At 40.9% G+C, this 26457-nt stretch carries 30 protein-coding genes; 21 read left to right on the top strand and 9 right to left on the bottom strand.

The genetic code is table 11. From position 1 onward, the window contains the following. Positions 1–344 precede the first annotated feature (344 nt). Positions 345–1619, top strand: a complete 1275-nt coding sequence (locus Q4533_RS10570; protein WP_303502726.1) for a peptidoglycan DD-metalloendopeptidase family protein — start codon at positions 345–347, stop codon at positions 1617–1619. 60 nt (positions 1620–1679) lie between these two features. Here the strand turns inward: Q4533_RS10570 and Q4533_RS10565 are convergent, their stop codons facing one another. The 4 genes from Q4533_RS10565 to Q4533_RS10550 form a co-directional block, all read right to left on the bottom strand. Further along, positions 1680–2114, bottom strand: coding sequence for an HNH endonuclease (locus Q4533_RS10565; RefSeq protein WP_102440406.1), 435 nt, complete (start codon positions 2112–2114; stop codon positions 1680–1682). A gap of 41 nt (positions 2115–2155) precedes the next feature. Beyond that, a complete protein-coding gene (locus Q4533_RS10560; RefSeq protein WP_368389878.1) occupies positions 2156–2839 on the bottom strand; it encodes a M48 family metallopeptidase in 684 nt (227 codons plus the stop codon). Between the two features lie 101 nt (positions 2840–2940). Continuing rightward, positions 2941–3378: a DUF3010 family protein gene (locus tag Q4533_RS10555; RefSeq protein ID WP_102440404.1), complete on the bottom strand. Its 438-nt coding sequence runs from the start codon at positions 3376–3378 to the stop codon at positions 2941–2943. Between the two features lie 79 nt (positions 3379–3457). Beyond that, positions 3458–4825, bottom strand: coding sequence for a DEAD/DEAH box helicase (locus Q4533_RS10550; protein WP_102532118.1), 1368 nt, complete (start codon positions 4823–4825; stop codon positions 3458–3460). Positions 4826–4943: 118 nt separating this feature from the next. Between Q4533_RS10550 and rssA the strand changes: the two genes are divergently transcribed. The 6 genes from rssA to Q4533_RS10520 all read left to right on the top strand — a co-directional run bounded on the left by rssA (position 4944) and on the right by Q4533_RS10520 (position 11157). Then, a complete protein-coding gene (rssA, locus tag Q4533_RS10545; protein ID WP_102476082.1) occupies positions 4944–5918 on the top strand; it encodes a patatin-like phospholipase RssA in 975 nt (324 codons plus the stop codon). Positions 5919–6324: 406 nt separating this feature from the next. Beyond that, entirely contained in the window at positions 6325–8445 is a 2121-nt protein-coding gene (gene nrdD, locus Q4533_RS10540; protein ID WP_102440401.1) for an anaerobic ribonucleoside-triphosphate reductase, read from the top strand. A 146-nt stretch (positions 8446–8591) separates the two neighbouring features. After that, a complete protein-coding gene (gene nrdG, locus Q4533_RS10535; RefSeq protein ID WP_102440400.1) occupies positions 8592–9065 on the top strand; it encodes an anaerobic ribonucleoside-triphosphate reductase-activating protein in 474 nt (157 codons plus the stop codon). Between the two features lie 139 nt (positions 9066–9204). Further along, a complete protein-coding gene (locus Q4533_RS10530) occupies positions 9205–9561 on the top strand; it encodes a YibL family ribosome-associated protein (RefSeq protein WP_076540062.1) in 357 nt (118 codons plus the stop codon). A gap of 86 nt (positions 9562–9647) precedes the next feature. Next, complete coding sequence (gene ribA, locus Q4533_RS10525) at positions 9648–10262, top strand: GTP cyclohydrolase II (RefSeq protein WP_076540064.1); 615 nt, start codon at positions 9648–9650, stop codon at positions 10260–10262. Positions 10263–10290: 28 nt separating this feature from the next. Further along, positions 10291–11157 carry a hypothetical protein gene (locus Q4533_RS10520; RefSeq protein ID WP_102476085.1) on the top strand — a complete coding sequence of 289 codons (867 nt, stop codon included), beginning with the start codon at positions 10291–10293 and terminating at the stop codon, positions 11155–11157. Between the two features lie 118 nt (positions 11158–11275). Here the strand turns inward: Q4533_RS10520 and Q4533_RS10515 are convergent, their stop codons facing one another. The 5 genes from Q4533_RS10515 to suhB all read right to left on the bottom strand — a co-directional run bounded on the left by Q4533_RS10515 (position 11276) and on the right by suhB (position 14304). Further along, positions 11276–11626: a VF530 family DNA-binding protein gene (locus tag Q4533_RS10515; protein WP_102476086.1), complete on the bottom strand. Its 351-nt coding sequence runs from the start codon at positions 11624–11626 to the stop codon at positions 11276–11278. 114 nt (positions 11627–11740) lie between these two features. Beyond that, positions 11741–12406 carry an AAA family ATPase gene (locus Q4533_RS10510; RefSeq protein WP_102440397.1) on the bottom strand — a complete coding sequence of 222 codons (666 nt, stop codon included), beginning with the start codon at positions 12404–12406 and terminating at the stop codon, positions 11741–11743. Between the two features lie 42 nt (positions 12407–12448). Beyond that, the gene (locus tag Q4533_RS10505) at positions 12449–12751 is read right to left on the bottom strand and encodes a PilZ domain-containing protein (RefSeq protein WP_102440396.1); all 303 of its coding nucleotides are present in this window, start codon (positions 12749–12751) and stop codon (positions 12449–12451) included. 147 nt (positions 12752–12898) lie between these two features. Next, positions 12899–13306: a phosphate-starvation-inducible protein PsiE gene (locus Q4533_RS10500; protein ID WP_076540074.1), complete on the bottom strand. Its 408-nt coding sequence runs from the start codon at positions 13304–13306 to the stop codon at positions 12899–12901. Positions 13307–13500: 194 nt separating this feature from the next. Continuing rightward, positions 13501–14304: an inositol-1-monophosphatase gene (suhB, locus tag Q4533_RS10495; protein WP_076542340.1), complete on the bottom strand. Its 804-nt coding sequence runs from the start codon at positions 14302–14304 to the stop codon at positions 13501–13503. Between the two features lie 149 nt (positions 14305–14453). Between suhB and trmJ the strand changes: the two genes are divergently transcribed. From trmJ to ndk, 14 genes are all read left to right on the top strand, one after another. Then, positions 14454–15191: a tRNA (cytosine(32)/uridine(32)-2'-O)-methyltransferase TrmJ gene (trmJ, locus tag Q4533_RS10490; protein WP_102440394.1), complete on the top strand. Its 738-nt coding sequence runs from the start codon at positions 14454–14456 to the stop codon at positions 15189–15191. A gap of 24 nt (positions 15192–15215) precedes the next feature. Continuing rightward, positions 15216–16037, top strand: coding sequence for a serine O-acetyltransferase (gene cysE / locus Q4533_RS10485; protein ID WP_102476087.1), 822 nt, complete (start codon positions 15216–15218; stop codon positions 16035–16037). 313 nt (positions 16038–16350) lie between these two features. Continuing rightward, a complete protein-coding gene (gene iscR / locus Q4533_RS10480) occupies positions 16351–16812 on the top strand; it encodes a Fe-S cluster assembly transcriptional regulator IscR (RefSeq protein ID WP_076542338.1) in 462 nt (153 codons plus the stop codon). 79 nt (positions 16813–16891) lie between these two features. Beyond that, positions 16892–18106 carry an IscS subfamily cysteine desulfurase gene (locus Q4533_RS10475; RefSeq protein WP_102440392.1) on the top strand — a complete coding sequence of 405 codons (1215 nt, stop codon included), beginning with the start codon at positions 16892–16894 and terminating at the stop codon, positions 18104–18106. 39 nt (positions 18107–18145) lie between these two features. Next, positions 18146–18529, top strand: a complete 384-nt coding sequence (iscU, locus tag Q4533_RS10470; protein WP_076542320.1) for a Fe-S cluster assembly scaffold IscU — start codon at positions 18146–18148, stop codon at positions 18527–18529. Between the two features lie 14 nt (positions 18530–18543). Further along, complete coding sequence (iscA, locus tag Q4533_RS10465; RefSeq protein WP_102440391.1) at positions 18544–18867, top strand: iron-sulfur cluster assembly protein IscA; 324 nt, start codon at positions 18544–18546, stop codon at positions 18865–18867. Positions 18868–18927: 60 nt separating this feature from the next. Further along, positions 18928–19452, top strand: a complete 525-nt coding sequence (gene hscB / locus Q4533_RS10460; RefSeq protein WP_102440390.1) for a co-chaperone HscB — start codon at positions 18928–18930, stop codon at positions 19450–19452. An 89-nt stretch (positions 19453–19541) separates the two neighbouring features. Continuing rightward, positions 19542–21404, top strand: a complete 1863-nt coding sequence (gene hscA, locus Q4533_RS10455) for a Fe-S protein assembly chaperone HscA (protein ID WP_102440389.1) — start codon at positions 19542–19544, stop codon at positions 21402–21404. Positions 21405–21412: 8 nt separating this feature from the next. Next, positions 21413–21748, top strand: a complete 336-nt coding sequence (gene fdx, locus Q4533_RS10450) for an ISC system 2Fe-2S type ferredoxin (RefSeq protein ID WP_303502708.1) — start codon at positions 21413–21415, stop codon at positions 21746–21748. 287 nt (positions 21749–22035) lie between these two features. Continuing rightward, positions 22036–22443, top strand: coding sequence for a GFA family protein (locus Q4533_RS10445; protein WP_102440387.1), 408 nt, complete (start codon positions 22036–22038; stop codon positions 22441–22443). 15 nt (positions 22444–22458) lie between these two features. Further along, positions 22459–22941, top strand: a complete 483-nt coding sequence (locus tag Q4533_RS10440) for a Rid family detoxifying hydrolase (protein ID WP_102532190.1) — start codon at positions 22459–22461, stop codon at positions 22939–22941. Between the two features lie 92 nt (positions 22942–23033). After that, positions 23034–24437 carry an amidohydrolase family protein gene (locus tag Q4533_RS10435; protein ID WP_102440385.1) on the top strand — a complete coding sequence of 468 codons (1404 nt, stop codon included), beginning with the start codon at positions 23034–23036 and terminating at the stop codon, positions 24435–24437. Positions 24438–24563: 126 nt separating this feature from the next. Continuing rightward, on the top strand, positions 24564–25211 hold the full coding sequence (locus Q4533_RS10430) for a TetR/AcrR family transcriptional regulator (protein ID WP_102519477.1): 648 nt from the start codon (positions 24564–24566) through the stop codon (positions 25209–25211). A 146-nt stretch (positions 25212–25357) separates the two neighbouring features. After that, positions 25358–25789 carry a nucleoside-diphosphate kinase gene (gene ndk, locus Q4533_RS10425; RefSeq protein ID WP_102440383.1) on the top strand — a complete coding sequence of 144 codons (432 nt, stop codon included), beginning with the start codon at positions 25358–25360 and terminating at the stop codon, positions 25787–25789. Positions 25790–26457: the final 668 nt, after the last annotated feature.

Genomic DNA, 26457 nt, shown 5'->3' with positions numbered 1-26457 from the left:
TAGGGTTATTTTTAGGTCAATAAATTCTAATGATAAATCAACCATGCTGAGTAAAAAGCTGCCATTGTTGCAGCGCTTTTAGGTTAATTAAGCGAGTAATAGATGTAAATTAAAAACATCATGACTGATAACAGTCTTTTCCCATCTCAGTTACTTTCAATTGCCTAGTTCAAAGTTATGCAGGCGTGGTGAGTTTTTATATTTGTATTTGCAGTCTTTTTTGATATAACTCCCCCTTGGTATATAGTACTTAAGCACTCATTAAACTAGTGCTTAAGTATACATTCTTTTATACGTATATTAATACGTGCAGTAGGGCGGACACGAGATTGCTTTCAGCTCAAATGGATAAGCTACAAACGCTGGTTGGTAAAGCGCAAAACTTACCCACATTACATCGAAAATTATTGCTAGCAAGCGTGTTTATTGTCGCGGCGGCATTACTGTGGCCAACCCCGCAAGAATTTGCCTCGCAGCGGATCCCTGTTGCCCTTGATATCGAAGCCTTGATCCCACAGGTAGCCAATCATACTCCGGTTGAGATTAGTGAGCCGGTTGCGCCGACATTTGAACGTATTATTGAGCAAGGTGACACCTTAAGTCAGTTATTTGAAATAGCTGGTATTGGTCAACAGACCATGTACAAAGTGCTTGAAGCTGATTTAAATGTACTGGCATTAGATACATTATCGCCGGGTAATCGTATTCGATTTTGGCAAGACGAACAGCAAAACCTAACCAAACTAGAGTTGTATTTTAATCCAGCTTACCAAGTGGTATTTAGCCGTTTTGACGATGGCAGTTACGAGGTTAATGAGGTCAATATAGAAGGCATTTGGCAAAACCGTATTATTAGTGGGGATATCAATGGCTCATTTTATTTATCGGCCCAGCGCTCAGGTTTAACTGCAGCGCAAATTCAAACCATAGAAACGCTACTTTCAAGCAAGCTAAATTTCTCCCGTGATTTGCGTGCAGGTGATCAATTTTCAGTATTAATGAATGATCAATTTATTGAAGGCGTATCCACCGGAGCCAGTAAATTAGAAGCAGTGCGTATTGAAACCAGAGGTAGAAATATTAGCGCCTTTCAAAATGTGGATGGTAATTTTTATGATGACAAAGGCCAAGGTCTAGCCAGTGCCTTTCAGCGAATACCGCTGGAAAGGCAGTATCGCTTATCTTCACATTTCAATCCGACCCGTAAGCACCCTGTTACTGGCAGAACCTCGCCACATAACGGTACTGACTTTGCCACTCCTACTGGCACCAGAGTGGTAGCGCCAGGGGATGGTGTGGTGTCAATGGTCACTAATCATCGCTTTGCAGGCAAGTATATTGTGATTGAACACGACAATAATGTTAGAACCCGCTATTTGCATATGTCGAAGTTCTTGGTCAGAAAAGGCCAGCGGGTTAAACGCGGGCAGGTGATTGGCTTATCAGGCAGCACAGGTCGGGTGACGGGACCACATTTACATTATGAGTTTCATGTTAATGGTCGCCCAGTTAACCCAATGAAGGTGAGTATCATTGAAGCCTCGGTATTGCCTAAAAAGCAAATGAACGCCTTTAAGCAACTGGTGAAAACCAAACAAATGATGATGGATTTAGGTTAACCCATTTAATCTTTTTATCGTTAAATTAAAACCACTTTTAATTCGTTTGAAAGTGGTTTTTTATTTGCGCCATTTGGTTTCTGAGTGATTTGATTTACCAAGGTTACATTGATCGCATAACACTTGTAGGTTATCGATATCGAGCGCAAGTTCAGGATATTTGGAGCGAGGTTTGATGTGGTCAACGTGCATGACTGCGCCATGTTGTGGGCTAGTGCCGCAGCACTGACAAACTGAGCCGTACTTTTCAAAAGCGTTTAGACGCAGGCTTAACCATTTTTGAGATGAATAAAAAGATACCGATTTGGGTTCTTCAAATGGGATTAACTCCCAATCATTAAATTCGCATGGCGCCAGATCGGGTCCCATCAAACCCACCGAAAACCCTTTAAGTTGATTATCCTTAAGCCAATTACGAATGGCTTTCATGGCTGCTTTTTCGGTTTTGTATTTTCGAGTGCGACGATTGTCGCCCCTAAAGCTTGCTACATACATTAATACCCTCCTAAGAAAATAGGTTTATGAATATCTTAAGCTTAATAAGGGGCTTTTCCTAGCTCAATACAGGTCAGTAATAAGCGTAAGTCGAATTCCAGCTGGTGGTAATCGCTGGTCATATATTCGCACAGTTGATAAAAAGCTTTGTTGTGATCTTTTTCTTTAAGGTGGGCTAATTCGTGCACCACCACCATTCTCAGTAATGGCTCAGGCACATGGCGTAGTCGTGATGAAATTCGAATTTCATTCTTAGCTTTGACCTTACTGCCTTGTACGCGATTGGCGTAGGTATGTAGGCCTAAGGCTTGATGACTGAGGGTGATTTTGTCGTCAAAAACCACTTTAGAAAGCGGCGCAGACTGTTTTAAGAATTGCTGTTTAAACACCATGGTGTAGTCATAAAGCGCTTTATCAGTGCGTATATCGTGCACACTTGGGTAACGCTTTAATAGCACGGCAGCTAAGCTGTCATTGGCAATATAGCCTTTTACCTGTTCGATGGTTTGGGCTGAATAACCGGCAATGTATTTAAGCTGGGCTGTTTGCTGTTTTTTGGCCTTTACCTCATCACTGGTTACCAGGCTTGCTAGGGCTTGCTTAGCCGCCAGTTTAGTCGCTGTAGCTTGATTAACCGCTTTTACCGTCATTTTCGGCGGCGCACTTGGTCTGACTTTTTTTGATGTAACAGGAGTGGAAAATGAGGCGGATTTTCTTGAATTCATAGGGATATTTATTGCTTACTTTAAGCTTATCAGTAAGCTGCTTTTACCCACAAACAGGCCATAAAGCAGCTTACTCACAAGAAAATCTAATTCAAACTGAGTTAGATTTTGCCATACATGTGGCGGTTTTGCTGAGCGTATGCGGCTTCAAAAGCAGGTAATTGCACACGTTTAAGCTCAAGGGTATCAAGATCGGCTTGTGGCGGATTACGCTTTAGCTCTTCTTTGATAGTCACTGGGCTAATAATCGCTACTGGTAATTCAGTAATTTGAATTGCTGCTTCAAGTTTAAAGCTAGTAGCAGAGCCGGAGAACTTGCCTTTTTGTTCACGTTCAATAATCACGATTTCATCAACTTTGTAATCTTCCATTAATTTATGGAAAGCAAAATGAAATTCACGAATTGATTCTGTTTCAACAGATTTTGAAATGCTGAACGAGATTTGACGACATTCCGGTACGTTGAATGACTCTTTCTCATAATTTAATAAGCTGATGATGGCTTCGCCACCTTTTAATTCTACACCACAAATCTTCATGTTATACCTTACTTAGAGCGAGTTTATTTGGCATGTTGTTGAGCTGTGCTCAAATATGTTCATGCTGTCAAAATTACGGTTATTCTTCGTCACTGACAATTGAATCATCAGTTTCGATAATTTTTGCTGGTTTTGCTTTACGGCGCATTGGTGCGTCACCAATATCAATGCCGGTGGCAAAGCGCTTGTCGCGTTTAGGCGCCACTTTTGGCTTCTTGCTAGCGACACGCTTGGCATTACCTGTATTGGCATCAGCTGATTTTGCATTGGCGCTTGATGCCTTAGGATTGTCTCTTAAGCCTTTAAATTTAGCTTCAAGGCCTGCGATAGTTGAGAAGTCAAAGTTCTTACGTAAGAACACCTGTACTTTCTTAAAGCTATCCCAGTCTTTCGGGCCTACTAATGAAATAGCATCGCCTTTAGCGCCTGCGCGGCCAGTACGGCCAATACGGTGAACATATTCTTCTGCAAACTTTGGCATGTCAAAGTTAATTACTAATGACACATTTAATAAGTCTAACCCGCGAGAAGCAACATCTGTGGTGACTAAAATCTTTTGTTGGCCACGGCTGAATTTGTCCATAATTTGATTACGTGCTGACTGACTTAAGTCACCACTGAGCGCAGCGGTTTCTAGCCCTTCAGCAGACAATAGTTTGGCGAGTCTGTCAGTGTCTGAGCGAGTTGCAGTAAAAATGATCACTTGCTTGTGTTGCTCATGTTTTAAAATATGCTGCAGCAGGGCTTGTTTGTGATCAAGGTGGTCAACTAAAAAGATGCGCTGAACAATATCTTTATGCTCTGCATGCGATGCGCCAATAGCCACATGGCTAGGGGTCTTTAATAATGTTGCGGCGATATCATTGATGTCATCGTGATCTAATGTCGCTGAAAACATCAAGGTTTGTCTGCGCTTATGATCTGCAGCGTCATTAATGGCTTTAAGTTGTGGCGCAAAACCAAGATCTAACATGCGATCGGCTTCATCAAGTACCAGTAACTCTAAGCCATTTAGGTATAAGTGGCGCTGTTGAAGATGATCGGCAATACGCCCAGGTGTTGCCACAATAAAGTGTGGGTCACGAGATAGCGATTTTGCTTGATCGTTAAAGTTCTCGCCACCTAAAATACTAATGGCTTTATATTGGGTATTGGCAACCAGTAAACGTAATTGACCATAGACTTGCTGAGCAAGTTCACGGGTTGGCAATAAAATCAGAACGCGAGGGTCTTTTTTAGAGAGGGCCCTAGTCGATATTACCCGCTGCAAAGCAGGTAATAAAAACGCCAGGGTTTTACCTGAACCGGTTTTAGATGATGCCATTAAATCTTTACCCGCTAGGGCAATTGGCAGGGCTTGCTGCTGAATTTCTGTTGGCTCAGAAATGCCCATATGCTTTAGACTGTCTAGTAAGCGTTTATCTAAAGAAAAATCGGTAAATAACAAAGGTAAATCCCCTAAAAAATGATAGCCAGATATTATAACGTGTAAGCGACTTGATAGCCAACAGCTTAAGCGTAAGATAAGCTACTTAGGTGTGCAAAAATGGTTAAGGGTTTGGTAAATGTCTAAGGCTTCAAAAGAAAATAAATCATCACTTCGTGTTGGGATCGCCCTCGGTAGTGGCGCGGCTAAGGGCTGGGCTCATATTGGGGTGATAAAAGAGCTGGCCGCCATGGGGATCCACCCTGAAAAGATTGCTGGCTGCTCTGTTGGGGCTCTGGTGGGCGCAGCTTATGCTAATGATCATTTAGAAGAGTTACATGAGTGGGTGAGTGGGTTTTCTAGTTGGGATGTTTTAGGCTTAATGGATTTAAGCTGGCGCAAAGGTGGCTTAATCAGTGGTGAAAAAGTATTTGATGTTTTAGCTGGTCGAATAGGCGATCTAAAAATAGAGCAATTGCAAAAGCCGTTTGCGGCAGTGGCGACCGATTTATATTCTGGCCAAGAAATTTGGTTCAAAGAAGGCGATTTACGTCATGCGGTAAGAGCCTCGTGTTCAATGCCGGGCTTTTTACCCCCAGTACAATTGCATGATCGCTGGTTAGTGGATGGCGCAGTGGTAAACCCTGTGCCAGTGTCAATGTGCCGCACCATGGACGTTGATGTAGTGATTGCAGTGGACTTAAATGGTCACCGCCGTAATAGTATGCATATGTTGCCTCAACAAATGACCAGCTGTGCGCCCACTGAAATTGAAAAGCAATTAGTGGCCAAAGAGCCAGAGTCGGCGTTTATGGATCTGCTAGGTAAAGGTAAAGAGTATATAAATAGTTTCTCAGAAAAGTTTTCCACAAGCACGAAATCTCACCCTGGGATGATTGCGGTGATGTCGCAATCAATGGATATTTTAGAGCAGCGCCATAAACGCGCCAGATTAATGGGCGATCCACCGGATGTGTGTTTAGTGCCACAGCTTGCTGATATCGGTACCATGGAGTTTCATCGTGCTGATGAAGCGATAGAAGCAGGCCGTCAATCTGTGCGCCAATCTGCGCATTTAATTTATGCAGCCCTTGGTATTAGCCCAAATGATTAACGCCAATTAAAGCGCTTTGCTTTAATCATACTGATTTTTAACGGTTGAAATGACCTGTTTAAGCATCAATATACCAGTATAAATCTGTGATAACTATTTGTATAAATCTGCGATAACTATTCGTATAAGCCTGCAATTACCAGTTTAAATCTGTAATAAATAGCAATCTATTTATAGGCGTTTCAGCACTCAGTAGCTGCTTTTTATAACCTGGTCAAGTTCAACTTTTCTAAATAGTGTTGAGCTTGGCAGTAATTTTTTTCATTTTGTTCCCCTTCATCAAAACATGATCTAGATCATGGATTTTTAGTGCCTATTATTGCCTAATGCACCATATATTGTGTTTGTTGATAATTATGTGTGGATATATAGTGTTTATATCCTGTGCATAAAAGGAGTAAAAGTAATGCCTGTAGTAATTAAAAGGGACGGTTGTCGTACTCTATTTGATGAGTCGCGGATCAAGGATGCCATTGTTGCAGCAATGGAAACTGCTACAGGTAGTGCTGATGAAGACTATGCTTCAACAGTCGCTTGTGTGATTAGAGATCAAGTTGCTAACGATGAAGAAGTTGAGATCCATCATTTACAAGCTTTAGTTGAAAACTTATTAATGGAAGGTCCTCATAAAGAGGTTGCGCGTCATTATATTGAGTATCGTCACGACCGTGATATTTGCCGTGAAGCCAAAAGTAAATTGAACTGCGAAATTCGTGGTTTGGTTGAACAAAGCGACGCGTCGATTTTAAATGAAAATGCCAATAAAGACGCTAAAGTTATTCCAACTCAACGGGATTTACTTGCTGGCATCGTGGCCAAACATTATGCCAAGTCGCATCTATTGCCAAAAGATATTGTTGCTGCACATGAGTCAGGTCAACTGCATTATCACGACTTAGACTATGCACCATTCTTCCCAATGTTTAACTGCATGCTAATTGATTTAGCAGGCATGTTAACCCATGGCTTTAAAATGGGTAATGCTGAAATTGATACCCCTAAATCAATTTCAACTGCGACTGCAGTAACTGCGCAAATTATTGCCCAAGTGGCTAGCCATATCTATGGCGGCACCACCATTAACCGCATTGATGAAGTATTAGCTGAGTTCGTTCAAAAGAGCTATCAAAAGCAGTTGGTTATCGGTAAAGAGTGGGGCGTAGCAGATGTTGAAGCCTTTGCCATGGCGCAAACTGAAAAAGAATGTTACGACGCATTCCAGTCTTTAGAATATGAAGTAAATACCCTTCATACCGCCAATGGCCAAACGCCATTTGTGACCTTTGGTTTTGGCTTAGGCTCGTGCTGGGAAGCGCGTTTAATTCAAAAGTCGATTCTTAAAGTACGTATGGCAGGTCTAGGTAAAAACCGTAAAACAGCGGTATTCCCAAAACTGGTTTTTGCTATTCGTGATGGCCTAAATCATAAAGCTGCTGATGCTAACTACGATGTGAAGAAGTTAGCATTAGAGTGTGCCACCATGCGCATGTATCCAGATATTCTTAATTATGAACAAGTTGAACGCGTTACTGGTTCATTTAAAACGCCAATGGGTTGTCGTTCATTCTTAGGAACTTATGAAGAAAATGGTGAGTTAATTCATGAAGGGCGTAACAACTTAGGTGTTGTCAGCTTAAACTTACCTAGAATCGCCATTGAAGCCAAGGGCGACGAAACCGCTTTCTTTGCCTTATTAGAACAGAGAATGACACTCGCTCGTAAAGCACTCGATACCCGTATTGCCCGCTTAGTGGGTGTAAAAGCGCGTGTTGCACCAATCCTATATATGGAAGGTGCTTGTGGTGTTCGTTTAAATGCAGATGATGATGTGTCTGAAATCTTTAAAAATGGCCGCGCGTCAATCTCATTAGGCTACATTGGCTTACATGAAACCATTAATGCACTTTATGGTACTGATGAGCACGTGTTTGATAGCGAGCTGTTACGCACTAAAGCCATTGAAATTATCTCAGTGATGAAGCGCGCGACTGAAGCGTGGAAACAAGAAACAGGTTATGGCTTTAGCCTATACAGCACCCCAAGTGAAAACTTATGTAGTCGTTTTTGCCAGCTAGATGCCAAAGAGTTTGGTGTGGTTGCAGGGGTTACTGATAAAGGTTACTACACTAACAGTTTCCATTTAGACGTCGAAAAGAAAGTCAATCCATACGATAAAATTGAGTTTGAATTACCGTACCCAGAAATCACCAATGGTGGCTTTATTTGTTACGGTGAGTTCCCGAACATGCAGCACAATATTGAAGCATTAGAAAACGTCTGGGATTACAGTTACACCAGAGTGCCTTATTACGGTACCAATACCCCAATCGATGAATGTTATGACTGTGGTTACGTTGGTGAGTTTAACTGTACCAGTAAAGGTTTTGTGTGCCCTAAATGTGGCAACCATGAGCCAAGCCGTGTGTCGGTAACCCGTCGTGTATGTGGTTATCTAGGCAGCCCTGATGCAAGACCATTTAACTATGGTAAGCAAGAAGAAGTTAAACGCCGCGTTAAGCATTTATAAATAGCAAATTCATGAAGTTAGCAAAGCTAATTCCGTGATTAACCCAACAAGGCGCTTTAAGCGCCTTGTTTTGGTTTGGCCTTAGTGATGCAAATAGGTTTACAGCGTGAGTGTTTACGCGACAATGAGCAGTAAGAGAAGTGATTATGAATTACCATCAGTATTTTCCTATCGATGTGATCAACGGCCCAGGTACCCGCGCGACCTTGTTTGTTTCAGGTTGTGAGCATCAATGCCGTGGTTGTTATAATCAGTCTACTTGGGATCCTCGTTCAGGCCATGAATTTAGCCAAATGATGGAAGATCAAATTATTGCTGATTTAAATGATACTCGTATCAAGCGCCGTGGTTTATCACTTTCTGGTGGCGACCCATTATTCCCAGCTAATCTCGACAGCATTTTGTCTTTGGTTAAACGGGTAAAACAACAATGCCCAGATAAAGACATTTGGCTATGGAGTGGCTACAAGCTCGATCAAATGTCCCTCAAACAACTGCAAGTATTAGACTATGTAGATGTGTTAGTGGATGGCAAGTTCGAGCAAGATTTAGCGGATCCCAGTTTGAAGTGGCGTGGTAGCAGTAATCAAATTATTCATGATTTAGTTCAAATAGATTAACCATAAGCTGCTGTGGATAATGTGTTTCGTCTAACGAACTGTTATACTTCGCCTCCGTAAACGTGTTGGATTGATACAAGTGCTGTGTTTGAGCATGTTATTGTGTCAGTGGCACAATGTTGAAATTTAAGGTAACACAATGAATTTAAAAGAAGAACTGCAAGCATTAAACGATAAAGCAGAAAAGTTTCGCCGTAAACTTGCTGCTGCACAAGCCCGTGAAGATAAAGCGGTTATCATGCAGTTTAAAAAAGAGATCGCGACAGTAACAAAACGTATTGCAAGTTTGAAAAATCAGCAATCACGTCAATTAAACAAAGCCGGTAAAGATGTAAAAGAACTAAAATTTAGTCGTGTGCTGACCAAAGCGGAACAAGCAGACATGGGTAAATTAAAAAAATCAGTTAAAGGATTAGTTGTTGTACATCCAATGACTGCGCTTGGCCGCGAAATGAATATTAAAGCAGTAACTGGTTTTGCCCCAGCAAAATTCTAATCCAGTTTATCCCTATTAGTTATGACGTAAGTCAGTTGCATGGATGATGAGACTCATAAATTGAGCGTTGTCTGAAAGGTTGGTCAATGTCGATTAAATATATCGCCACTTCTAAGTTACCTACGCCTTGGGGCGTATTTGCAATGCATGGTTTTGAAGATACCGAAACCGGTAAAGAACATGTTGCGCTAACGTTTGGTGAGCTAAATGCTAATGAGCCAATGTTAGGTCGTATTCACTCTGAATGTTTAACCGGTGATGCCTTGTTTAGTTTGCGTTGTGATTGTGGTTTTCAGTTGCAAACTGCAATGCAAAATATTGCTGAATTAGGCCAAGGTTTTATTCTTTATTTAAGACAAGAAGGCCGTGGCATTGGTTTACTGAATAAAATCCGAGCCTACGAACTGCAAGATCAAGGTGCCAATACTGTTGAAGCTAACGAACGTTTAGGTTTTGAAGCTGATATGCGTAAGTACGATATGATTGAACCTATGTTAGCTCAAATTGGTGTTAGCAAAGTGAAGTTAATGACCAATAATCCACGTAAAGTGAAGGCCATGCAGGCAGTTGGCATTGAAGTGAGCGAAAGAGTTCCATTGCAAGTGGGCAAAAACCGTTACAATGAAGCATATTTAAAAACCAAATCAACCGAGTTAGGTCATATGATGACAGAACACCATTTTATTGATGACAATAAATAACAGTTGACGAAATAGCGTAGATTAAATCATGTTACTGAGTTGGTTTACTGGTTTTAAAGCAAATCAATTTCCATTATATAAAAGCGCTGTAATAGCTATTGCAGCGCTTTTTGTTGTTCAACCTTGTCAGGCTCAATTTGATGCTGACAACCCCGATCTTTCCCATTATGCTTTTGCAAATTATATTGGCAGCGGGATTTATCGCGCTTCTGGCCAGAGCGCTGCAGTGGCCAATATTCCTTTCGCATTTGATATTGAACAGGCCGATGATCACCTGCTGACCCTAAGGTTGCCAGTTTCATTGGGCTTTTTTAATTACTCTTTTAGTGACTTGCCAGAAGGTGAACTACCCGATGGTGTCGGCACTATGACCATAACCCCAGGGATTGAGTACAAATGGTTTTATGACGAGCAGCTCACCCTAGAAACCTATTTAGATTTGGGCTACGGGCATAACTTTTCAAATTCCAGTAATGTGGGGATTTTCTCTACTGGTTTTTCAGCGTTATATGAATTGGCACAACCCAAATATAATCCGGTGTGGGTTAACCGAATTTATTATGCTGGCTATAAAAGCAGTATCAATGACAGCTCTGATGGCTATTCTGTATTGCAATCTGGCATTGATTTTGGCTTAAATCAACGCTGGGATTGGGGTGAGTATACCGTTGAGCCACGCTTGTTTGTAGCGGGGCGCTGGTATTTCGATAAACTTAAGTTTGTTACCCCAGTGCAAGAAAATGTGCTTACGCAATATTCCTATGAAGTGGGAGTGACATTAGCCTTGTCTAAGCCGTTAGGTTGGGGATGGTTCAGTACAGACCGATTTGGTATGAGTTATCAAACTGATGGGGAGTTACAGGTGTGGCGATTAATTTTTGAATTCCCTATGTAGTTTCATCGGTTACAAAAAAGCCTGATGGTTTAATTAAACTATCAGGCTTTTTTGTACTATTTACCGAATAAACAGGTAGTTAGAGGTTTGTTTCAGACCGCTTGTTTATCAATGGTGTTTATTTGCCCCAAATATCAGCGTTAACACCTGCAGTGCATTTATTATTTTGCGCTTTGGACACAGGTTTGGCACCCGAGCCTTGATGAGCCTTTGTCGTTGATTTTGCTGCATCATAAACTTTAGGAGCAGGCAAAGGCAGCTTGTTGGTTTTTAGCCATAAGTATTCAACTTTATCACGGGCCCATTCGGTTTTTCTTAAAAACTTGAGGCTGGATTTAACACTTGGATTATCTTGAAAACAGCGAATATTAATGCGGCTGCCTAATTCTTCCCAGCCATACTTTTCCACTAATTCAGTGACAATAGTTTCTAATTTAATTCCATGAAGAGGATTGTTTGCTTGAGTCATGTACGCAGCTTAATTTACCAATTTGCCGACATTATAACATTGGCTTGCTGATGACGTTAGTGCTGAAATGTTTCAGTGCTAAGTTAACCACACTGAAACTTCAGCATATCAGACCTAAAACTCGAAGCTATTATCTGGTGGAATGGCAAAAAGCTCTTCGGCTATGGCGCGAATTTCTACTGCTGCTTTACCTTCAGGGTCAATCTCAAGCACTGACGAGCCACTTTCTTCGCTGTCATCATAAATATTACGATTGAAGGTAATGGCATTTAGCGCTTTTAAGCCAAATGATTGCACTACTTCCTTGGCCTCTAAAATACGCTTAAATTGCGATGGCAGAGCAGGGCATTGACTGACGACTATTGCAGCCACCATTTTTGGGTTGACCATTTTACAGGTGCTTAGCATGTCCTCCATGTGTGGAAGCGTTTTTAAATCACGTCTTTTGGGCCTAAGCGGAATGAGTACGTAAGTGGCGACTGACATCGCTGCGCGCATGGCAAGGTTATCTTGACCACCGCAATCGACAATAACGTATTCAAAGCGCTCATTAAGACTAAGTAAGTCATTACGGATTTTGCCGTATAATTGAATGCAATTAATGGGTTTTAAACTGGGGTGTTCATTTCTGGCTTGGATCCAATCTGAGGTGGTTTTTTGCGGGTCACAATCAACCATCAATACACTGGCATTGAAGGTTTCGGTTACATATACAGCGAGGTTTTGCGCTAAACAACTTTTGCCACTACCACCTTTTTCGCCGCCGACTAATATAATCATAGTATCACCTTAATGTTAAAGATATTGCACTGCTTTAAGCGTTTAAAGCAACTGCATGGCAATATGATAACTCTGTGGATTTGACTCAAGGCAACGACATACTTGGCCTTTGATGGTATTTTGTTTGTCAGTGTTATGGTTGAAGGTGACTGCGATTAAGTCGCCTAAGGCAAACGGCGCTTTATAGTCGATTAAAATTCCTTTACGGGCTAAATCGATACAAATGCCAGCATCTTCCTGGGGCTGGCCATTAGCGTCAATCCAATGCAATAAAACTCGCTCGGCTTCCATATCGACTCTTAAAGAAGCTCTTTTTTCTTCAAACCCTATAGGCTCATTTGACATAACCTTATCGCTCCCTGTTTGCTTAATCCATCATAAGTATTAGTCATTATTAGTGATAGTAATCAACATCGTTAAAAAAAGCGATAAGTAAGTCACTTATCGCTTTATTTGTTGATATAAATTAACAAAGGTGTCTACTCTGTGAGCTTAGTCGAAATCTTTGCTTTTAGGGTAGGGCAGTTTCAGTTGTCCCCAGCGAATGACAATGACCGTGGCTGCTAGCACAATCGTTGAAACAGAAATCGCCAGTATGCGCCAGTCATCCATATCTTTCATATCAAGAATTAAGTAACGGGCCAGTGCCACAATAGCAATATATAGTGGCATGCGGATAGGTAGCTTACCTGACTCGAGGTAATTGACCACCATGGCTAAGACTTCAAGATAAATGAAGAGTAGTAGCAAATCGGCAAGTTCTACGGTTCTAATATCGAACATATGCATCACCTCTTCGCCAATGGCAAAGACGGTCGCAAGAGAAATAATGAAAAGAACGATATGTTCGACGCCTTTAAGGCTTTTAACACCTATTTGGCGGAGTATAGGGAGTGGCATGATTATTACATCTCTTATTATAAATTTGATTGATAATTCAGTATATTCTGCTAAATGGAATAATACTGAGTGATCTAGTTCAAATAATATAAATTTATCCCAATATCATCACTATTTAGCAGTGCCATTGAAGGCTAAAGAACTGCAGATACAAAAAAGCCGCCATAAAAGGCGGCTTTTGGCGTTAATTGAAATTAGCGTTTTAAGCCTTCATTTAATAAAGGACGCATAATTTTAACTAACTCGGAAGTCACTTTAGGAGAACCTGCAACAATATTACCTGAAGTCATATAGTTATGGTTTCCGGTAAAGTCAGCTACAGTACCGCCAGCTTCACGACAGATTAAGTCGCCTGCTGCGATGTCCCAAGGCTTAAGACCGATTTCAAAGAAACCGTCAAAACGACCCGCGGCAACATAGGCTAAATCAAGTGCTGCTGAACCGGTGCGACGAATGTCTGCACATACAGGGAATACTTCACCTAAGATGTTTAGGTAAGATTCAGTGTGTTGGCGAGCTTTGAACGGGAAACCAGTACCAATAATGGTGCCATCAAGTGTTTTAACATTAGTTACACGTAGACGGAAGTCATTAACTTTAGCGCCTTTACCACGAACGGCAGAGAACAGTTCTTCGCGTACAGGATCGTAAACAACGGCAACTTCAATTTTGCCTTTGTATTGAACAGCGATAGAAACTGCGAAATGAGGGATACCACGAACGAAGTTGTTGGTACCATCCAAAGGATCAACTATCCACACATAATCTTTATTGGTGCCACGGTTTTCACCGTTTTCTTCGCCAACAATCGTATGATCTGGGTAAGATTTACGAATTTGGTATGTAATGGTAGATTCAGCTTCCTTGTCTACACTCGTAACAAAGTCATTTAGACCTTTTGAATCAATCTCAACATTGTCGAGTTCAGTGTAGGCGCGCATAATAGTTTGGCCCGCAGCGCGTGCAGCGCGCGTGGCAATAGTCAGCATCGGATGCATAGCAATCCCCTGGATGTTAAAGAACGAATAAATCAGCGGCATATTATACGCTTTTTGACAGTTATATCAAATGCAGATTTTCATATAACGAATTAATTGCTGCTTGTGTTACTATTCCAAAATAGTTTTTTAAAGAATAAAGTAGTTTCATGCTGAGTAATATACGCGTTGTTTTAGTGGGTACATCACACCCTGGTAATATTGGTTCTACAGCAAGAGCCATGAAAACCATGGGGTTATCAAATTTATATTTGGCTGAACCAAGAGTTGAGCCTGATGGGCAATCTATTGCACTTGCTGCTGGCGCAGCAGATTTAATCCGAGATATCACTATTGTTGATTCTTTAACAGATGCAATCAAAGACTGTAGCTTAGTCATTGCAACCAGTGCCAGAAGTCGTACTTTAGATTGGCCAATGCTAGTGCCAAAAGAAGCAGGTGAAAAACTTGCTCTTGAAGGGATAAAAGGGCCTGTAGCGATTGTCTTTGGTCGTGAGAACCACGGGTTAAGCAATGAGGAATTACAAGAGTGTCATTATCATGTAGCCATACCTGCAAATCCAGAATATAGCTCATTGAACTTGGCGCAAGCGGTACAAATCATTTGTTATGAAACCCGCATGGCCCACCTTGCGTTAGATGAAAAAGCAACGGTTGAAGAAGAATACCCGTTAGCAGAAGACTTACAGCGTTTTTATGTACACCTTGAGTCAACACTAACAAAAACTAACTTCATTATTAAGAATCATCCAGGGCAGATTATGACCAAACTTAAACGTTTATTCGCCCGTGCAAGGGTTGAAACTGCGGAGATGAATATTCTGCGCGGTATATTGACTTCAATCGATAAAAAAGTCGCGAAATCAGACGAGAACAAAGATTCATAACGTTAACGTATTAAGGATTGTTATATGGGCGTGATTGCGCGACTAAAAGAAGATATTGAATCTATATATCACCGCGATCCCGCGGCGAACAGTAGTTTCGAAATATTAATGAACTACCCTGGTATGCAGGCAATTTGGATCCATCGCATCAGTAACAAGCTTTGGAATGCAAATTGGCGTCTGCTATCTCGATGTTTGTCTACTTTTTCGCGTTGGTTAACAGGGGTCGAAATTCATCCTGGTGCGACTATTGGCCGTCGATTCTTTATCGATCATGGTATGGGCGTTGTGATTGGTGAAACAGCCGAAATTGGTGATGATTGTACGCTTTATCATGGCGTTACCTTAGGTGGCACAACATGGCAAGCGGGAAAACGTCACCCAACACTGCAAAATAATGTGGTGGTTGGTGCTGGGGCACAAATTCTGGGGCCTATTACGATGCATGATGGCGCAAGAGTTGGCTCAAATTCAGTAGTGGTTAAAGATGTTGCTAAAGACACTACTGTAGTGGGTATACCTGGCCGTGTGGTATCAAGTCCTTCAGCGCAATCGAAAGAACAAACTGAGCGTAGAAGCGCCATGGCGAAAAAATACGGCTTTGATGCCTATGCAGTGTCGCCAGACAACCCAGATCCTGTTGCCAGTGCCATTGGGCAAATGCTTGATCATATGCATTTAATGGACTCTAAAGTACAAGAGATTTGCCAAGCGGTGCAAACCATGGGCGGTGAAGTCTGTACTGAAAAGCTACCAGAGTTGAATGTTGACGACTTTACTGAAGCTGAACAAGAAGCGGCTGAAAAACGTACTCAAGAAATTGATAAGTTTGACCCGATTATATAATCAGTAGACTTGAAAATGACACAATCGACACCCACTTATCTGGGTGTCGATTTTTTATTTCTGTACTGCAAATTTTAACAACTGAAGCATTTTTGTAAAAGTAGGACGAATTTATCACAAATTAGGGCTTTTAATGGCTCGCTGGCATTGAATCTTGCACTATAAAAAGGTTAAATAGCCCTGCAAATTTTAAGACCTAAATTGTTAGATGTGAACGAGAGATAATACTTGAGTAAATTACTTGGTTAAATACTTGACTAAAATACTCGGGTATGGTGAAATTGCTCTATGGTTTATGGGAGCAAATAACGTTATGAAACTGACATCAAAAGGTCGCTACGCAGTGACAGCTATGCTGGACGTTGCAATTCACTCAGCTACCGGGCCAGTTCCCTTAGCGGATATTTCTGAGAGACAGGGGATATCGCTTTCCTATCTTGAGCAACTTTTCGCCAAGCTTCGTAAACATGGTCTTGTATCAAGCGTGCGTGGTCCTGGTGGCGGTTATCGCCTAGGCCAAGAAGCCAATGATATCTCTGTAGGCATGGTTGTCCATGCTGTTGACGAGTCTGTCGATGCGACTCGTTGTCAGGGAAAAGGGAACTGCCAAAGTGGCACCCGCTGTCTAACCCATTCGCTATGGGGTGACTTAAGTAAACAAATTTCAGATTTCTTAGATGGCATTACACTTGCTGGATTGATGCACAAACGAGATGTTCAATTTATCTCACTAAAGCAAGATGAAATGCAGAATGAACATAGAGTTAGTTTATAATTTCCTGTTCATATATTGATAACTATTTATATGTACGTTGTTAGTAGCCTCCTTTGGGCTACTCAGTACGGAGTGTATGATGAAGCTTCCTATCTATTTAGACTATGCCGCAACAACCCCTGTCGACAAACGCGTTGCCGACAAGATGGTGCAATTTATGACAATGGACGGTGTGTTTGGTAACCCAGCATCTCGTTCTCATCGTTATGGTTGGCAAGCCGAAGAAGCAGTTGATATTGCTCGTAACCAAGTAGCAGATTTAATCAACGCTGATCACCGTGAAATTGTATTTACATCTGGTGCGACTGAATCAAGTAACCTTGCCATTAAAGGTATTGCGCATTTCTATCACAAGAAAGGCAAGCACATCATCACTAGCAAGACAGAACATAAAGCAACGTTAGATGTATGTCGTCAGCTTGAACGTGAAGGCTTTGAGGTCACTTACCTTGAACCAAGTGCAAACGGTTTAATTGCATTGTCAGTGATTGAAGCTGCCATGCGTGAAGACACTATTTTAGTGAGCATCATGCATGTAAACAATGAAATTGGTGTGATTCAAGACATCGAAGCCATTGGCGAATTATGTCGCTCAAAAGGTATTTTCTTCCATATGGATGCAGCACAAAGTGCTGGTAAATTACCGATTGATGTACAAGCAATTAAAGTTGATTTGATTTCAATTTCTGGCCATAAAATGTATGGGCCTAAAGGCGTAGGTGCATTATATGTGCGCCGTAAGCCTCGTATCCGTTTAGAGTCACAAATGCATGGTGGCGGACATGAACGTGGTATGCGTAGTGGTACATTAGCGACACATCAACTTGTTGGTTTAGGCGAAGCAGCCGCGATTGCTAAGCAAGATATGATTGAAGACAGTGCCCGTATCCTTCGTCTACGTGACAAGTTATGGAATGGCATTAAACATATTGAAGAAACTTATATTAATGGTGACATGCAGCAACGTTATTGCGGCATTTTCAACGTCAGCTTCAACTTTGTTGAAGGCGAGTCATTAATGATGGCGCTTAAAGATTTAGCGGTTTCATCAGGGTCTGCATGTACTTCAGCAAGCCTAGAACCAAGTTACGTATTACGTGCACTAGGCTTAAATGATGAAATGGCACATAGCTCAATTCGCTTCTCAATCGGTCGTTTTACCACTGATGAAGAAATCGAGCATGCAATTAAAGTAATTGATGAATCTATCGGTAAATTACGTGAAATGTCTCCATTATGGGAGATGTTCAAAGATGGTATCGACCTTGATCAAGTTCAATGGGCACATCACTAATACATTATTATCGATAGCGATAAACGGAGCAGAATTGTTATGGCTTACAGCGAAAAAGTAATCGAACATTATGAAAATCCACGTAACGTTGGTTCATTTGATAAAAATGATCCATCAGTGGTAACCGGAATGGTAGGTGCACCCGCATGTGGTGATGTAATGAAATTACAACTTAAAATAGGCGAGAATGGCATCATTGAAGATGCTAAATTCAAAACTTATGGTTGTGGTAGTGCCATTGCATCAAGCTCATTAGTAACAGAATGGGTTAAAGGCAAAACTGTTGAAGAAGCCGCTACGATTAAAAATGCAGACATTGCAGAAGAGTTAGCGCTTCCACCAGTTAAAATCCATTGCTCAATTTTAGCTGAAGATGCTATTAAAGCAGCGTTGGATGAGTACAAATCAAAGCAAGATAAGTAATACCTGGAGTTAAGATGGCAATTACAATGACCCCAGCTGCGGCTGATAGAGTTAAATCTTTTCTAGTAAATCGTGGGAAAGGTTTAGGTTTACGCCTTGGGTTAAGAACATCTGGTTGTTCAGGTATGGCTTATGTCATCGAGTTTGTCGATGAAATTAATGACGACGATGAAGTTTATGACATCGAAGGCGTAAATATCATCATAGATGCCAAAAGCTTTATTTATCTGCAAGGTATAGAGTTAGATTTTGTTAAAGAAGGCCTAAACGAAGGTTTTCAATTTAACAACCCTAATGCCAAAGGTGAATGTGGTTGTGGTGAAAGTTTCACTGTTTAGTTAATCTATACTATGAAGCTTGTATCGCAAATCACCAATCAAAGAGCATGATATCTGCCAATGAATTATTTTGAGTTATTTCAATTTTCACCTTCCTTTGATATCGATATCGCCCAACTTGCAGAACGCTACCGCGAACTGCAACGGGCGGTTCATCCCGATAAATTCGCTAATGGATCTGAGCAACAAAAATTATTATCCGTGCAGCGTACTGCACAAGTTAATGATGGTTATCAGACTCTCAAGAATCCGCTCAGACGTGCCGAACACATATTGAGCCTTCGTGGTATTGATATAAGCCATGAAACCACCACAGTTAAAGACACTGCATTTTTAATGCAGCAGATGGAATGGCGTGAAGCATTAGAAGATATCGAGCACAGCCAGCAACCCGACGACTTAATCAGTGACTTATTTGACTCTTTTGCTGATTTTGAAAAGTCACTCTCGCAAAGCCTTGCTATTTTACTGGTTAAAGACACCGATAATGATAATTTATTAGCGGCAGATCAGATCAGAAAGCTAAAATTTATGGCAAAATTGCAAGATGAACTCGCTAAAATTGAAGATTCATTACTAGACTAATGGATTGGTAAACTTAATGCTCTGTTTTTAACAGAGCATTTTGTTTTGACTTAATCGATGAATGTTCACTAATAAACTATTGGATTACTATGGCCCTTTTTCAAATCGCTGAGCCCGGTCAAAGCGCCGCGCCCCATCAGCATCGTCTCGCTGTTGGTATCGACTTAGGTACCACAAACTCTTTAGTAGCGGCTGTTAGAAGTGGCGAAGCATCAACATTAGTTGATGATAACGGACAGCATTCTCTTCCTTCTGTGGTCCATTATAATGCCGAATCTATTGATGTTGGTGTTAATGCGCAAGCACAATCTGCCCAAGATCCTAAAAATACCATTGTTTCAGTAAAACGTTTTATGGGTAGAAGCCTTGCTGATATTCAAGCAAAAGAGCAACAGTTACCCTACGACTTTAGCTCAAGTGACAATGGCTTACCGATTTTTAATACTGCTTTTGGTGCTGTTAACCCCGTGCAAGTCTCGGCTGAAATTTTAAAGCCTCTTATTGCTCGCGCCGAGTTGACATTAGGTGGCAATCTTGAAGGTGTGGTGATTACCGTACCGGCTTATTTTGATGATGCCCAGCGTCAAGGCACTAAAGATGCAGCAGAGCTATTAGGTGTTAAAGTATTACGTTTACTCAATGAGCCAACGGCAGCAGCAATTGCCTATGGTTTAGATTCAAAACAAGAAGGTGTGATTGCCATTTACGACTTAGGGGGCGGCACATTTGATATTTCAATACTGCGCCTAAATCGCGGCGTGTTTGAAGTATTAGCCACTGGTGGTGACTCTGCGTTAGGTGGTGATGACTTTGACCATTTATTGCAAGCACATCTACAGCAAGCTTTTGGTTTAACTGATTTGTCTGCCACGCTTTCACGTCAATTATTGATTGAATCGAGAAGAGTTAAAGAGCACTTAACCACATCTGAGAGCTGCATAGCATCGATTACGTTAGATAATGCTGAGCGCGTAGAAACACAAGTGACTAAAGCTGATTTTGAAACATTGATCAGTTCACTGGTGAAAAAAACCATTGCCAGTTGTCGCCGCACGTTACGTGATGCCGATGTCAGTACTGATGAGATTATCGAAACTGTAATGGTTGGTGGTTCAACTCGCGTGCCTTTAGTACGTGAACAAGTTGAAAATTTCTTTAAGAAAACCCCGTTAACCTCAATCGATCCTGATCGCGTGGTTGCCATTGGCGCTGCGATCCAGGCTGACATTTTGGTGGGTAACAAACCAGAATCTGACTTATTATTACTTGATGTTATTCCATTGTCTTTGGGTATCGAAACTATGGGTGGGCTGATTGAAAAAGTCGTCACCCGTAACACCACCATTCCAGTGGCGCGAGCTCAAGAGTTTACCACCTTTAAAGATGGTCAAACGGCGATGGCATTTCATGTGGTGCAGGGCGAGCGTGAAATGGTTGACGATTGTCGCTCATTAGCGCGCTTTACCTTAAATGGTATTCCAGCACTTGCAGCCGGCGCTGCGCATATTCGCGTGACCTTCCAAGTGGATGCAGATGGTTTACTTAGCGTAACCGCTATGGAAAAATCAACCGAAGTGAAGACCACGATTCAGGTTAAACCTTCATTTGGTTTATCTGACTCTGAAATAGCGACTATGCTGAAAGATTCAATGAAGCATGCTAAAGATGACATTAGCCGTCGTATGCTAGCTGAGCAGCAAGTTGAAGCGTCTCGAGTAGTGGAAACACTAACCGCAGCATTAGCAAAAGATGCGGACTTATTAAATGAGCAAGAGCGCAGTGCTATTTATAGCGCCATTGAACAGTTACAAGTGACCGCTCAAAGCGATGATACTGACGCGATTGAAAAAGCGATTGAAGCGTTAGATGCACAAACCCAAGAGTTTGCTAATCGTCGTATGGATAATTCAATTCGAACAGCGCTGAAAGGTCAGTCTGTCGATAATATATAGGTGATAACATGCCACAGTTAGTTTTTTTACCACATGAAGAACTGTGTCCAGACGGCGCAGTTGTTGAAGCTGAAATCGGTGAGACCATTTTAGATGTTGCATTAAAAAATGGTATTCATATTGAACATGCTTGTGAAAAATCCAATGCATGTACAACTTGTCATTGTATCGTACGTGAAGGCTTCGATGCCCTTGAGGAAAGTGATGAGTTAGAAGATGACATGTTAGATAAAGCTTGGGGGCTTGAGCCTGAGAGCCGCCTATCTTGCCAAGCTAAAGTTGTTGATACTGATATGGTTATCGAGATACCAAAGTATACCGTTAATATGGTCAGTGAAGGCTAGAATCTTCAAATACAGTTAACGGGTGTAATAAATTGAGCAACGTCTATATCTATAGAGGTTGCTTTTTTTTGGACAATTTTTAGAAACAGTTAACTTTTCTTTGCGTCATTATTCATATCCCCCTTCGCTCGATATTCTTTATGTTCGTTATGCTAATTATCTCTAAAGCAATTTACTTCTTTACTCATTGACACGATTTTAAGTTGCAATGTTGAATTAATGTAACTATCTTGTTTGTGAATTTGCATTCGCAAACTAAGTTGGCATCATTTTATCTAGAGGACTATATGAACATCACCGGACATTGCCATTGTGGTGAGTTAGTTTTTACTGCCAAGGTTTTACCAGAAAAAGTTGTCATCTGTCATTGCACTGATTGCCAATTACTATCGGCTAGCGCCTTTAGGACGGTAGTGATGTCAGAAGTTGACGGTATGAATTTTATCAAAGGCACGCCAAAGGAATACATCAAAGTTGCCGAAAGTGGTAATCAACGAGCCCAAGGTTTTTGTCAGCAATGTGGCTCAGCAATGTACGCCACTTCCGTTGGTGATAAGTCTAGGGTGTATGGAATTCGTTTAGGGGTTGTGGATCAAAGAAATGAATTAACGCCGGTTATGCAAATCTGGCATCGTTCAGCACAACCTTGGTTGAATACTTTAAATGACATAAGCACATTTTCAACAACACCATAATATTAAGGGATGACAATGAAATTGATCGTCAGTTTATCTATTTTAGCGAGTTTTTATGTTAATGCTGTGCAGAGTTCTGAACAGAAAGTGCTGCCAGTAAATCTTGGTAGCTATTCAGAGGGTGAAGTTAGTTTTTTAAATACCCAGCAAGGTGACATGACCTTGCCATTTTCTGAAGGGGTGAAAGTCGGCGGGACTGTCTATTTATCTGGTCAAATAGGATTTAACCCTGAGACTAAGACCTTAGTTAAAGGTGGCATCGTTGCGGAAGCTCAATCGACATTATTAGGCATTAAAGGGTCTTTAGGTCGAATGGGTTATGAAATGAAAGATGTGGTTAAGTGCACTGTGATGCTTACGGATATTGAAGATTTCTCAGCATTTAATCAGGTATATAAGCAGCATTTTAGTTCCCCATATCCCGCAAGAAGTACTATGGCAGTCAAAGGTCTCGCTCTTGGTGCCAGCATTGAAATTGAATGTATTGCTGCAAAATAACAATAAAAACCGCGCCTAATGTGAATCTAGATTTACATAAATCTGTTTGCACGATATCATCTTGTTCAAAATAAATTTGAATAAGGTTAAGGATGAATCAATCTAAATTGTTTTGCACATTAGGTATGCTGCTTTACAGTATTTCTTTAAGTGCTGTGGCGAGTGGTTATGTATCATATGATCAACCTAAAATTGCAATTACCAATGTCAATATCATCGATGGCACTGGCAGTAAAATTAAGGAAGCGCAAACTGTTGTTATTGAGGCTGGGAAAATTAAAACGATAATGGCTTCTGCTTCGACAACGATTGCAGAGGACGTCACTATCATCGATGGTAAGGGAAAAACCTTAATTCCTGGCCTGATCATGATGCATGAGCATATGTTTTATCCCACCGGAAATGCCCATTACACCGAAATGCTCCACAGCTTTCCCAAACTTTACCTAGCTGGCGGTGCAACCACGGTAAGGACTGCTGGCACCACTTCACCTTACGGGGATTTAAATGTAAGAGATGCCATTAACTCAGGTGACACTATTGGGCCTGCTATGGATGTTACTGCGCCGTATTTAAATGGTCCTGGGCTGCCAATTCTAAAACTCAAAGCGCTGCGGGATGCAGAAAATGCTAAGGCAATGATAGATTACTGGGTTTCTGAAGGGGTAACGTCATATAAAGCCTATATTAATATTCGTACAAAAGAGCTTGAAACAGTCATAGAGCAAGCGCATTTGCGGGATCATAAAGTGACAGCACATCTTTGCTCTATTACTTACCGAGAAGCCGCTGAGATGGGAATTGATAACCTTGAACATGGTTTCTTTGCCGCAACTGATTTTGTTAAAGACAAACAGAAAGATATGTGCCCAGAAGGGGCACATCAGTCATTAGTTGATTTAGATATTGATTCACCTGAGGTCAATGATCTCATTGCCTATTTAGTCGAAAAGAAAGTCGCTATTACTTCTACGCTAACTATTTATGAAACGTTCACAAAAGGGCGACCACAAGCCTACCCATTAGCATTAGAAGCGCTTATTCCACAAGTTAGGGAGCAGTATCAAAATCGTTGGCTCACTATCTCTCAGCAAGAAGATGCTACTTGGCCTGTCGTGTTTAATAAAATGATGCAATTAGAAAAGAAGTTTGTTGCAGCTGGCGGCTTGTTGATGGCCGGAACGGATCCTACCGGTTATGGCGGGGTCGTCGCTGGATTTTCAAATCAACGTATGATTGAGCTACTTTATGAAGCAGGCTTTAGTGTCGAAGAAGTGATTAAAATCGCCACCTTGAATGCAGCAAACTATCTTAATAAGCAGCAAACTATTGGCTCAGTTGAGGTCGGTAAAAATGCTGATCTAGTATTAATAAATGGCGATTTGAGTGTTGATATTAGTCGTATTCAAGACATGCCAGTAGTATTTAAAAATGGCATTGGCTATGACACTAAAAAAATCGTTGCTGATAATAAAGCGATAGTAGGGTTACATTAACTTAACAGCGCAGTAAATGACCTGTTGAATTAGAGTTTAGCCAGTAGAAATTGTATGATGCTTAAGGTAACAATACACTGGGATTGTTACCTTGGTTTCCTCCCTGATTTCGAACTGGAAAAATGCATGTCAGCCATAGATTTACGCCCAAAACAAAAACGTAGCCAAGTGACTCATGATAAATTTCTGCAGTCTTTACAAGATGCATTAAAGGTTAAGTACTTTGAACATATCAGTATTAAAGAATTAGCTGAAGGTGCAGGGGTGTCTGTAGGGACGTTTTATCGTCGATTTGAGAACAAAGAAGCCTTGTTGCCTTTGTTATACGATGACTTTGGGCGCGAATTATCTCAATGGGTTGATGAATTAGAATTGATAGAGTGTGAAACCTTAGAACAGCAAGTTTTGTTGATGTGTCAGCAAACATTTGATTTTCTTGATAGCAGACGCAGTGTTTTTAGAACTATTCATCTTAATGCGCGATTGCATCCGGACACTATTTTTTCTAATCCTACCTTAAGCAGGAATGAAACCTATAATCGACTTTCTAAGCTGTTGTTGAAGTTCACTGTGACCATAGCGCCATCAAACGTTGAGCAACAAGCAGCCGATATGGTTATTTATATGCTGATAAATAGTTTGCTGGATAAGATCTTATATCCTACATTGACCCCAGCAATTGCATGTTCGATGTCTAGTGCTAAATTTGTGGAGCAGTTACCTAAAATGCTATTGGGCTATCTTAATCAATCTTTCCAACAGCATTCGTTGTAAGTATGAGTTTAATCACAATTTTTGTATAACCTAGCTCACATGATTACAATTTGGTTATGTGACATCAATAACGCTATGCATTACGGGGTAAATTACGTATAATCCGCGCGAATTTAAAAATACTTGTTATCTAAAGGAAGCTTCTAATGGCGATCGAACGCACTTTTTCAATTATTAAACCAGATGCAGTTGCTAAAAACCACATCGGTGCTATCTACAACCGTTTTGAAACTGCTGGTCTTAAGATCATCGCTTCTAAAATGGTGCACCTTACTAAAGAGCAAGCAGAAGGTTTCTACGCTGAACATAGCGAGCGTCCTTTTTTCGGTGCTTTAGTTGCATTCATGACTTCTGGTCCTATCATGGTTCAAACGCTTGAAGGTGAAAACGCTGTTCTAGCTCACCGTGAAATCTTAGGTGCGACTAACCCAGCTGAAGCTGCTGAAGGCACTATCCGTGCTGATTTCGCAGAAAGCATCGATGAGAACGCTGCTCACGGTTCTGATTCTGTAGCATCTGCTGAACGTGAAGTTGCTTACTTCTTCAGTGCAGAAGAGTTGTGTGCACGCACACGCTAAATTCTACATTGATTTTAAAAAGGAGCCTTATGGCTCCTTTTTTATGCCTGTCTATCCAGCAACGTAGAGATGCCCTTATTTCTGACTTACCCAAGCTTGTTGCTTACTTCGTAATTATCACCCCAGCCATAACAACTCAGTAAAAAATTACTCTTCTATAAAACCCCACTCTAACTTTTACTTCATCGTCTCAAGCCCCAGGCCCGAAGTTCCAAGTCCAAAGTCCAGTTCGAACTATCAAGATTAAGCTAGATATATTTAACTAACGCCAAATGAAAGTAATACAAAATTGAAACCAAACGCACTTTTGACTGAAGAGATTTAACTAAAATGCTATCTAAATGTTAATTTTAAAGAGCGATTTAATAATGAGATAAAATTAAATTATAATAAATAAAGGTTACTTGGGTTAATAGTTTGTTATAAGTGTTGGTTTATATGGTCTCAATGTTACATTTGGTTGGTGATCAATCCATTTATTTAAGTTGAGTTGATTGTTTATCGATCTGTTTTAATGTTATTGGTTACAGTTTGGTAACATTAGTATCGGTTGGCGGTAACATTGTTTGTTTTTCTAATCGTAAGACGTTGTAAGTGAAAGGTTTACTTATTATGTAATTATTACTTACTTATTTTGTATATAGATGTTTAAGTGGCTAGTTATTTAT

The organism is Shewanella sp. 6_MG-2023 (assembly GCF_030547195.1).
In the GTDB taxonomy this organism is placed as follows: Bacteria; Pseudomonadota; Gammaproteobacteria; order Enterobacterales; family Shewanellaceae; genus Shewanella.
This window is presented reverse-complemented; position numbering and strand designations above follow the sequence as displayed.

What these genes read in the sequence shown, in the direction of transcription:
- Q4533_RS10435 (WP_102440385.1), top strand. Translation starts at nt 23,034, where the DNA reads ATGAATCAATCTAAATTGTTTTGCACATTAGGTATGCTGCTTTACAGT.
- Q4533_RS10445 (WP_102440387.1), top strand. Translation starts at nt 22,036, where the DNA reads ATGAACATCACCGGACATTGCCATTGTGGTGAGTTAGTTTTTACTGCC.
- hscB (WP_102440390.1), top strand. Translation starts at nt 18,928, where the DNA reads ATGAATTATTTTGAGTTATTTCAATTTTCACCTTCCTTTGATATCGAT.
- fdx (WP_303502708.1), top strand. Translation starts at nt 21,413, where the DNA reads ATGCCACAGTTAGTTTTTTTACCACATGAAGAACTGTGTCCAGACGGC.
- iscU (WP_076542320.1), top strand. Translation starts at nt 18,146, where the DNA reads ATGGCTTACAGCGAAAAAGTAATCGAACATTATGAAAATCCACGTAAC.
- hscA (WP_102440389.1), top strand. Translation starts at nt 19,542, where the DNA reads ATGGCCCTTTTTCAAATCGCTGAGCCCGGTCAAAGCGCCGCGCCCCAT.
- trmJ (WP_102440394.1), top strand. Translation starts at nt 14,454, where the DNA reads ATGCTGAGTAATATACGCGTTGTTTTAGTGGGTACATCACACCCTGGT.
- Q4533_RS10530 (WP_076540062.1), top strand. Translation starts at nt 9,205, where the DNA reads ATGAATTTAAAAGAAGAACTGCAAGCATTAAACGATAAAGCAGAAAAG.
- nrdD (WP_102440401.1), top strand. Translation starts at nt 6,325, where the DNA reads ATGCCTGTAGTAATTAAAAGGGACGGTTGTCGTACTCTATTTGATGAG.
- Q4533_RS10565 (WP_102440406.1), bottom strand. Translation starts at nt 2,114, where the DNA reads ATGTATGTAGCAAGCTTTAGGGGCGACAATCGTCGCACTCGAAAATAC.
- Q4533_RS10560 (WP_368389878.1), bottom strand. Translation starts at nt 2,839, where the DNA reads ATGAATTCAAGAAAATCCGCCTCATTTTCCACTCCTGTTACATCAAAA.
- Q4533_RS10475 (WP_102440392.1), top strand. Translation starts at nt 16,892, where the DNA reads ATGAAGCTTCCTATCTATTTAGACTATGCCGCAACAACCCCTGTCGAC.
- rssA (WP_102476082.1), top strand. Translation starts at nt 4,944, where the DNA reads ATGTCTAAGGCTTCAAAAGAAAATAAATCATCACTTCGTGTTGGGATC.
- ribA (WP_076540064.1), top strand. Translation starts at nt 9,648, where the DNA reads ATGTCGATTAAATATATCGCCACTTCTAAGTTACCTACGCCTTGGGGC.
- Q4533_RS10505 (WP_102440396.1), bottom strand. Translation starts at nt 12,751, where the DNA reads ATGTCAAATGAGCCTATAGGGTTTGAAGAAAAAAGAGCTTCTTTAAGA.
- Q4533_RS10500 (WP_076540074.1), bottom strand. Translation starts at nt 13,306, where the DNA reads ATGCCACTCCCTATACTCCGCCAAATAGGTGTTAAAAGCCTTAAAGGC.
- Q4533_RS10570 (WP_303502726.1), top strand. Translation starts at nt 345, where the DNA reads ATGGATAAGCTACAAACGCTGGTTGGTAAAGCGCAAAACTTACCCACA.
- Q4533_RS10520 (WP_102476085.1), top strand. Translation starts at nt 10,291, where the DNA reads ATGTTACTGAGTTGGTTTACTGGTTTTAAAGCAAATCAATTTCCATTA.
- iscR (WP_076542338.1), top strand. Translation starts at nt 16,351, where the DNA reads ATGAAACTGACATCAAAAGGTCGCTACGCAGTGACAGCTATGCTGGAC.
- Q4533_RS10440 (WP_102532190.1), top strand. Translation starts at nt 22,459, where the DNA reads ATGAAATTGATCGTCAGTTTATCTATTTTAGCGAGTTTTTATGTTAAT.
- Q4533_RS10430 (WP_102519477.1), top strand. Translation starts at nt 24,564, where the DNA reads ATGTCAGCCATAGATTTACGCCCAAAACAAAAACGTAGCCAAGTGACT.
- iscA (WP_102440391.1), top strand. Translation starts at nt 18,544, where the DNA reads ATGGCAATTACAATGACCCCAGCTGCGGCTGATAGAGTTAAATCTTTT.
- Q4533_RS10510 (WP_102440397.1), bottom strand. Translation starts at nt 12,406, where the DNA reads ATGATTATATTAGTCGGCGGCGAAAAAGGTGGTAGTGGCAAAAGTTGT.
- Q4533_RS10515 (WP_102476086.1), bottom strand. Translation starts at nt 11,626, where the DNA reads ATGACTCAAGCAAACAATCCTCTTCATGGAATTAAATTAGAAACTATT.
- cysE (WP_102476087.1), top strand. Translation starts at nt 15,216, where the DNA reads ATGGGCGTGATTGCGCGACTAAAAGAAGATATTGAATCTATATATCAC.
- ndk (WP_102440383.1), top strand. Translation starts at nt 25,358, where the DNA reads ATGGCGATCGAACGCACTTTTTCAATTATTAAACCAGATGCAGTTGCT.
- Q4533_RS10555 (WP_102440404.1), bottom strand. Translation starts at nt 3,378, where the DNA reads ATGAAGATTTGTGGTGTAGAATTAAAAGGTGGCGAAGCCATCATCAGC.
- nrdG (WP_102440400.1), top strand. Translation starts at nt 8,592, where the DNA reads ATGAATTACCATCAGTATTTTCCTATCGATGTGATCAACGGCCCAGGT.
- suhB (WP_076542340.1), bottom strand. Translation starts at nt 14,304, where the DNA reads ATGCATCCGATGCTGACTATTGCCACGCGCGCTGCACGCGCTGCGGGC.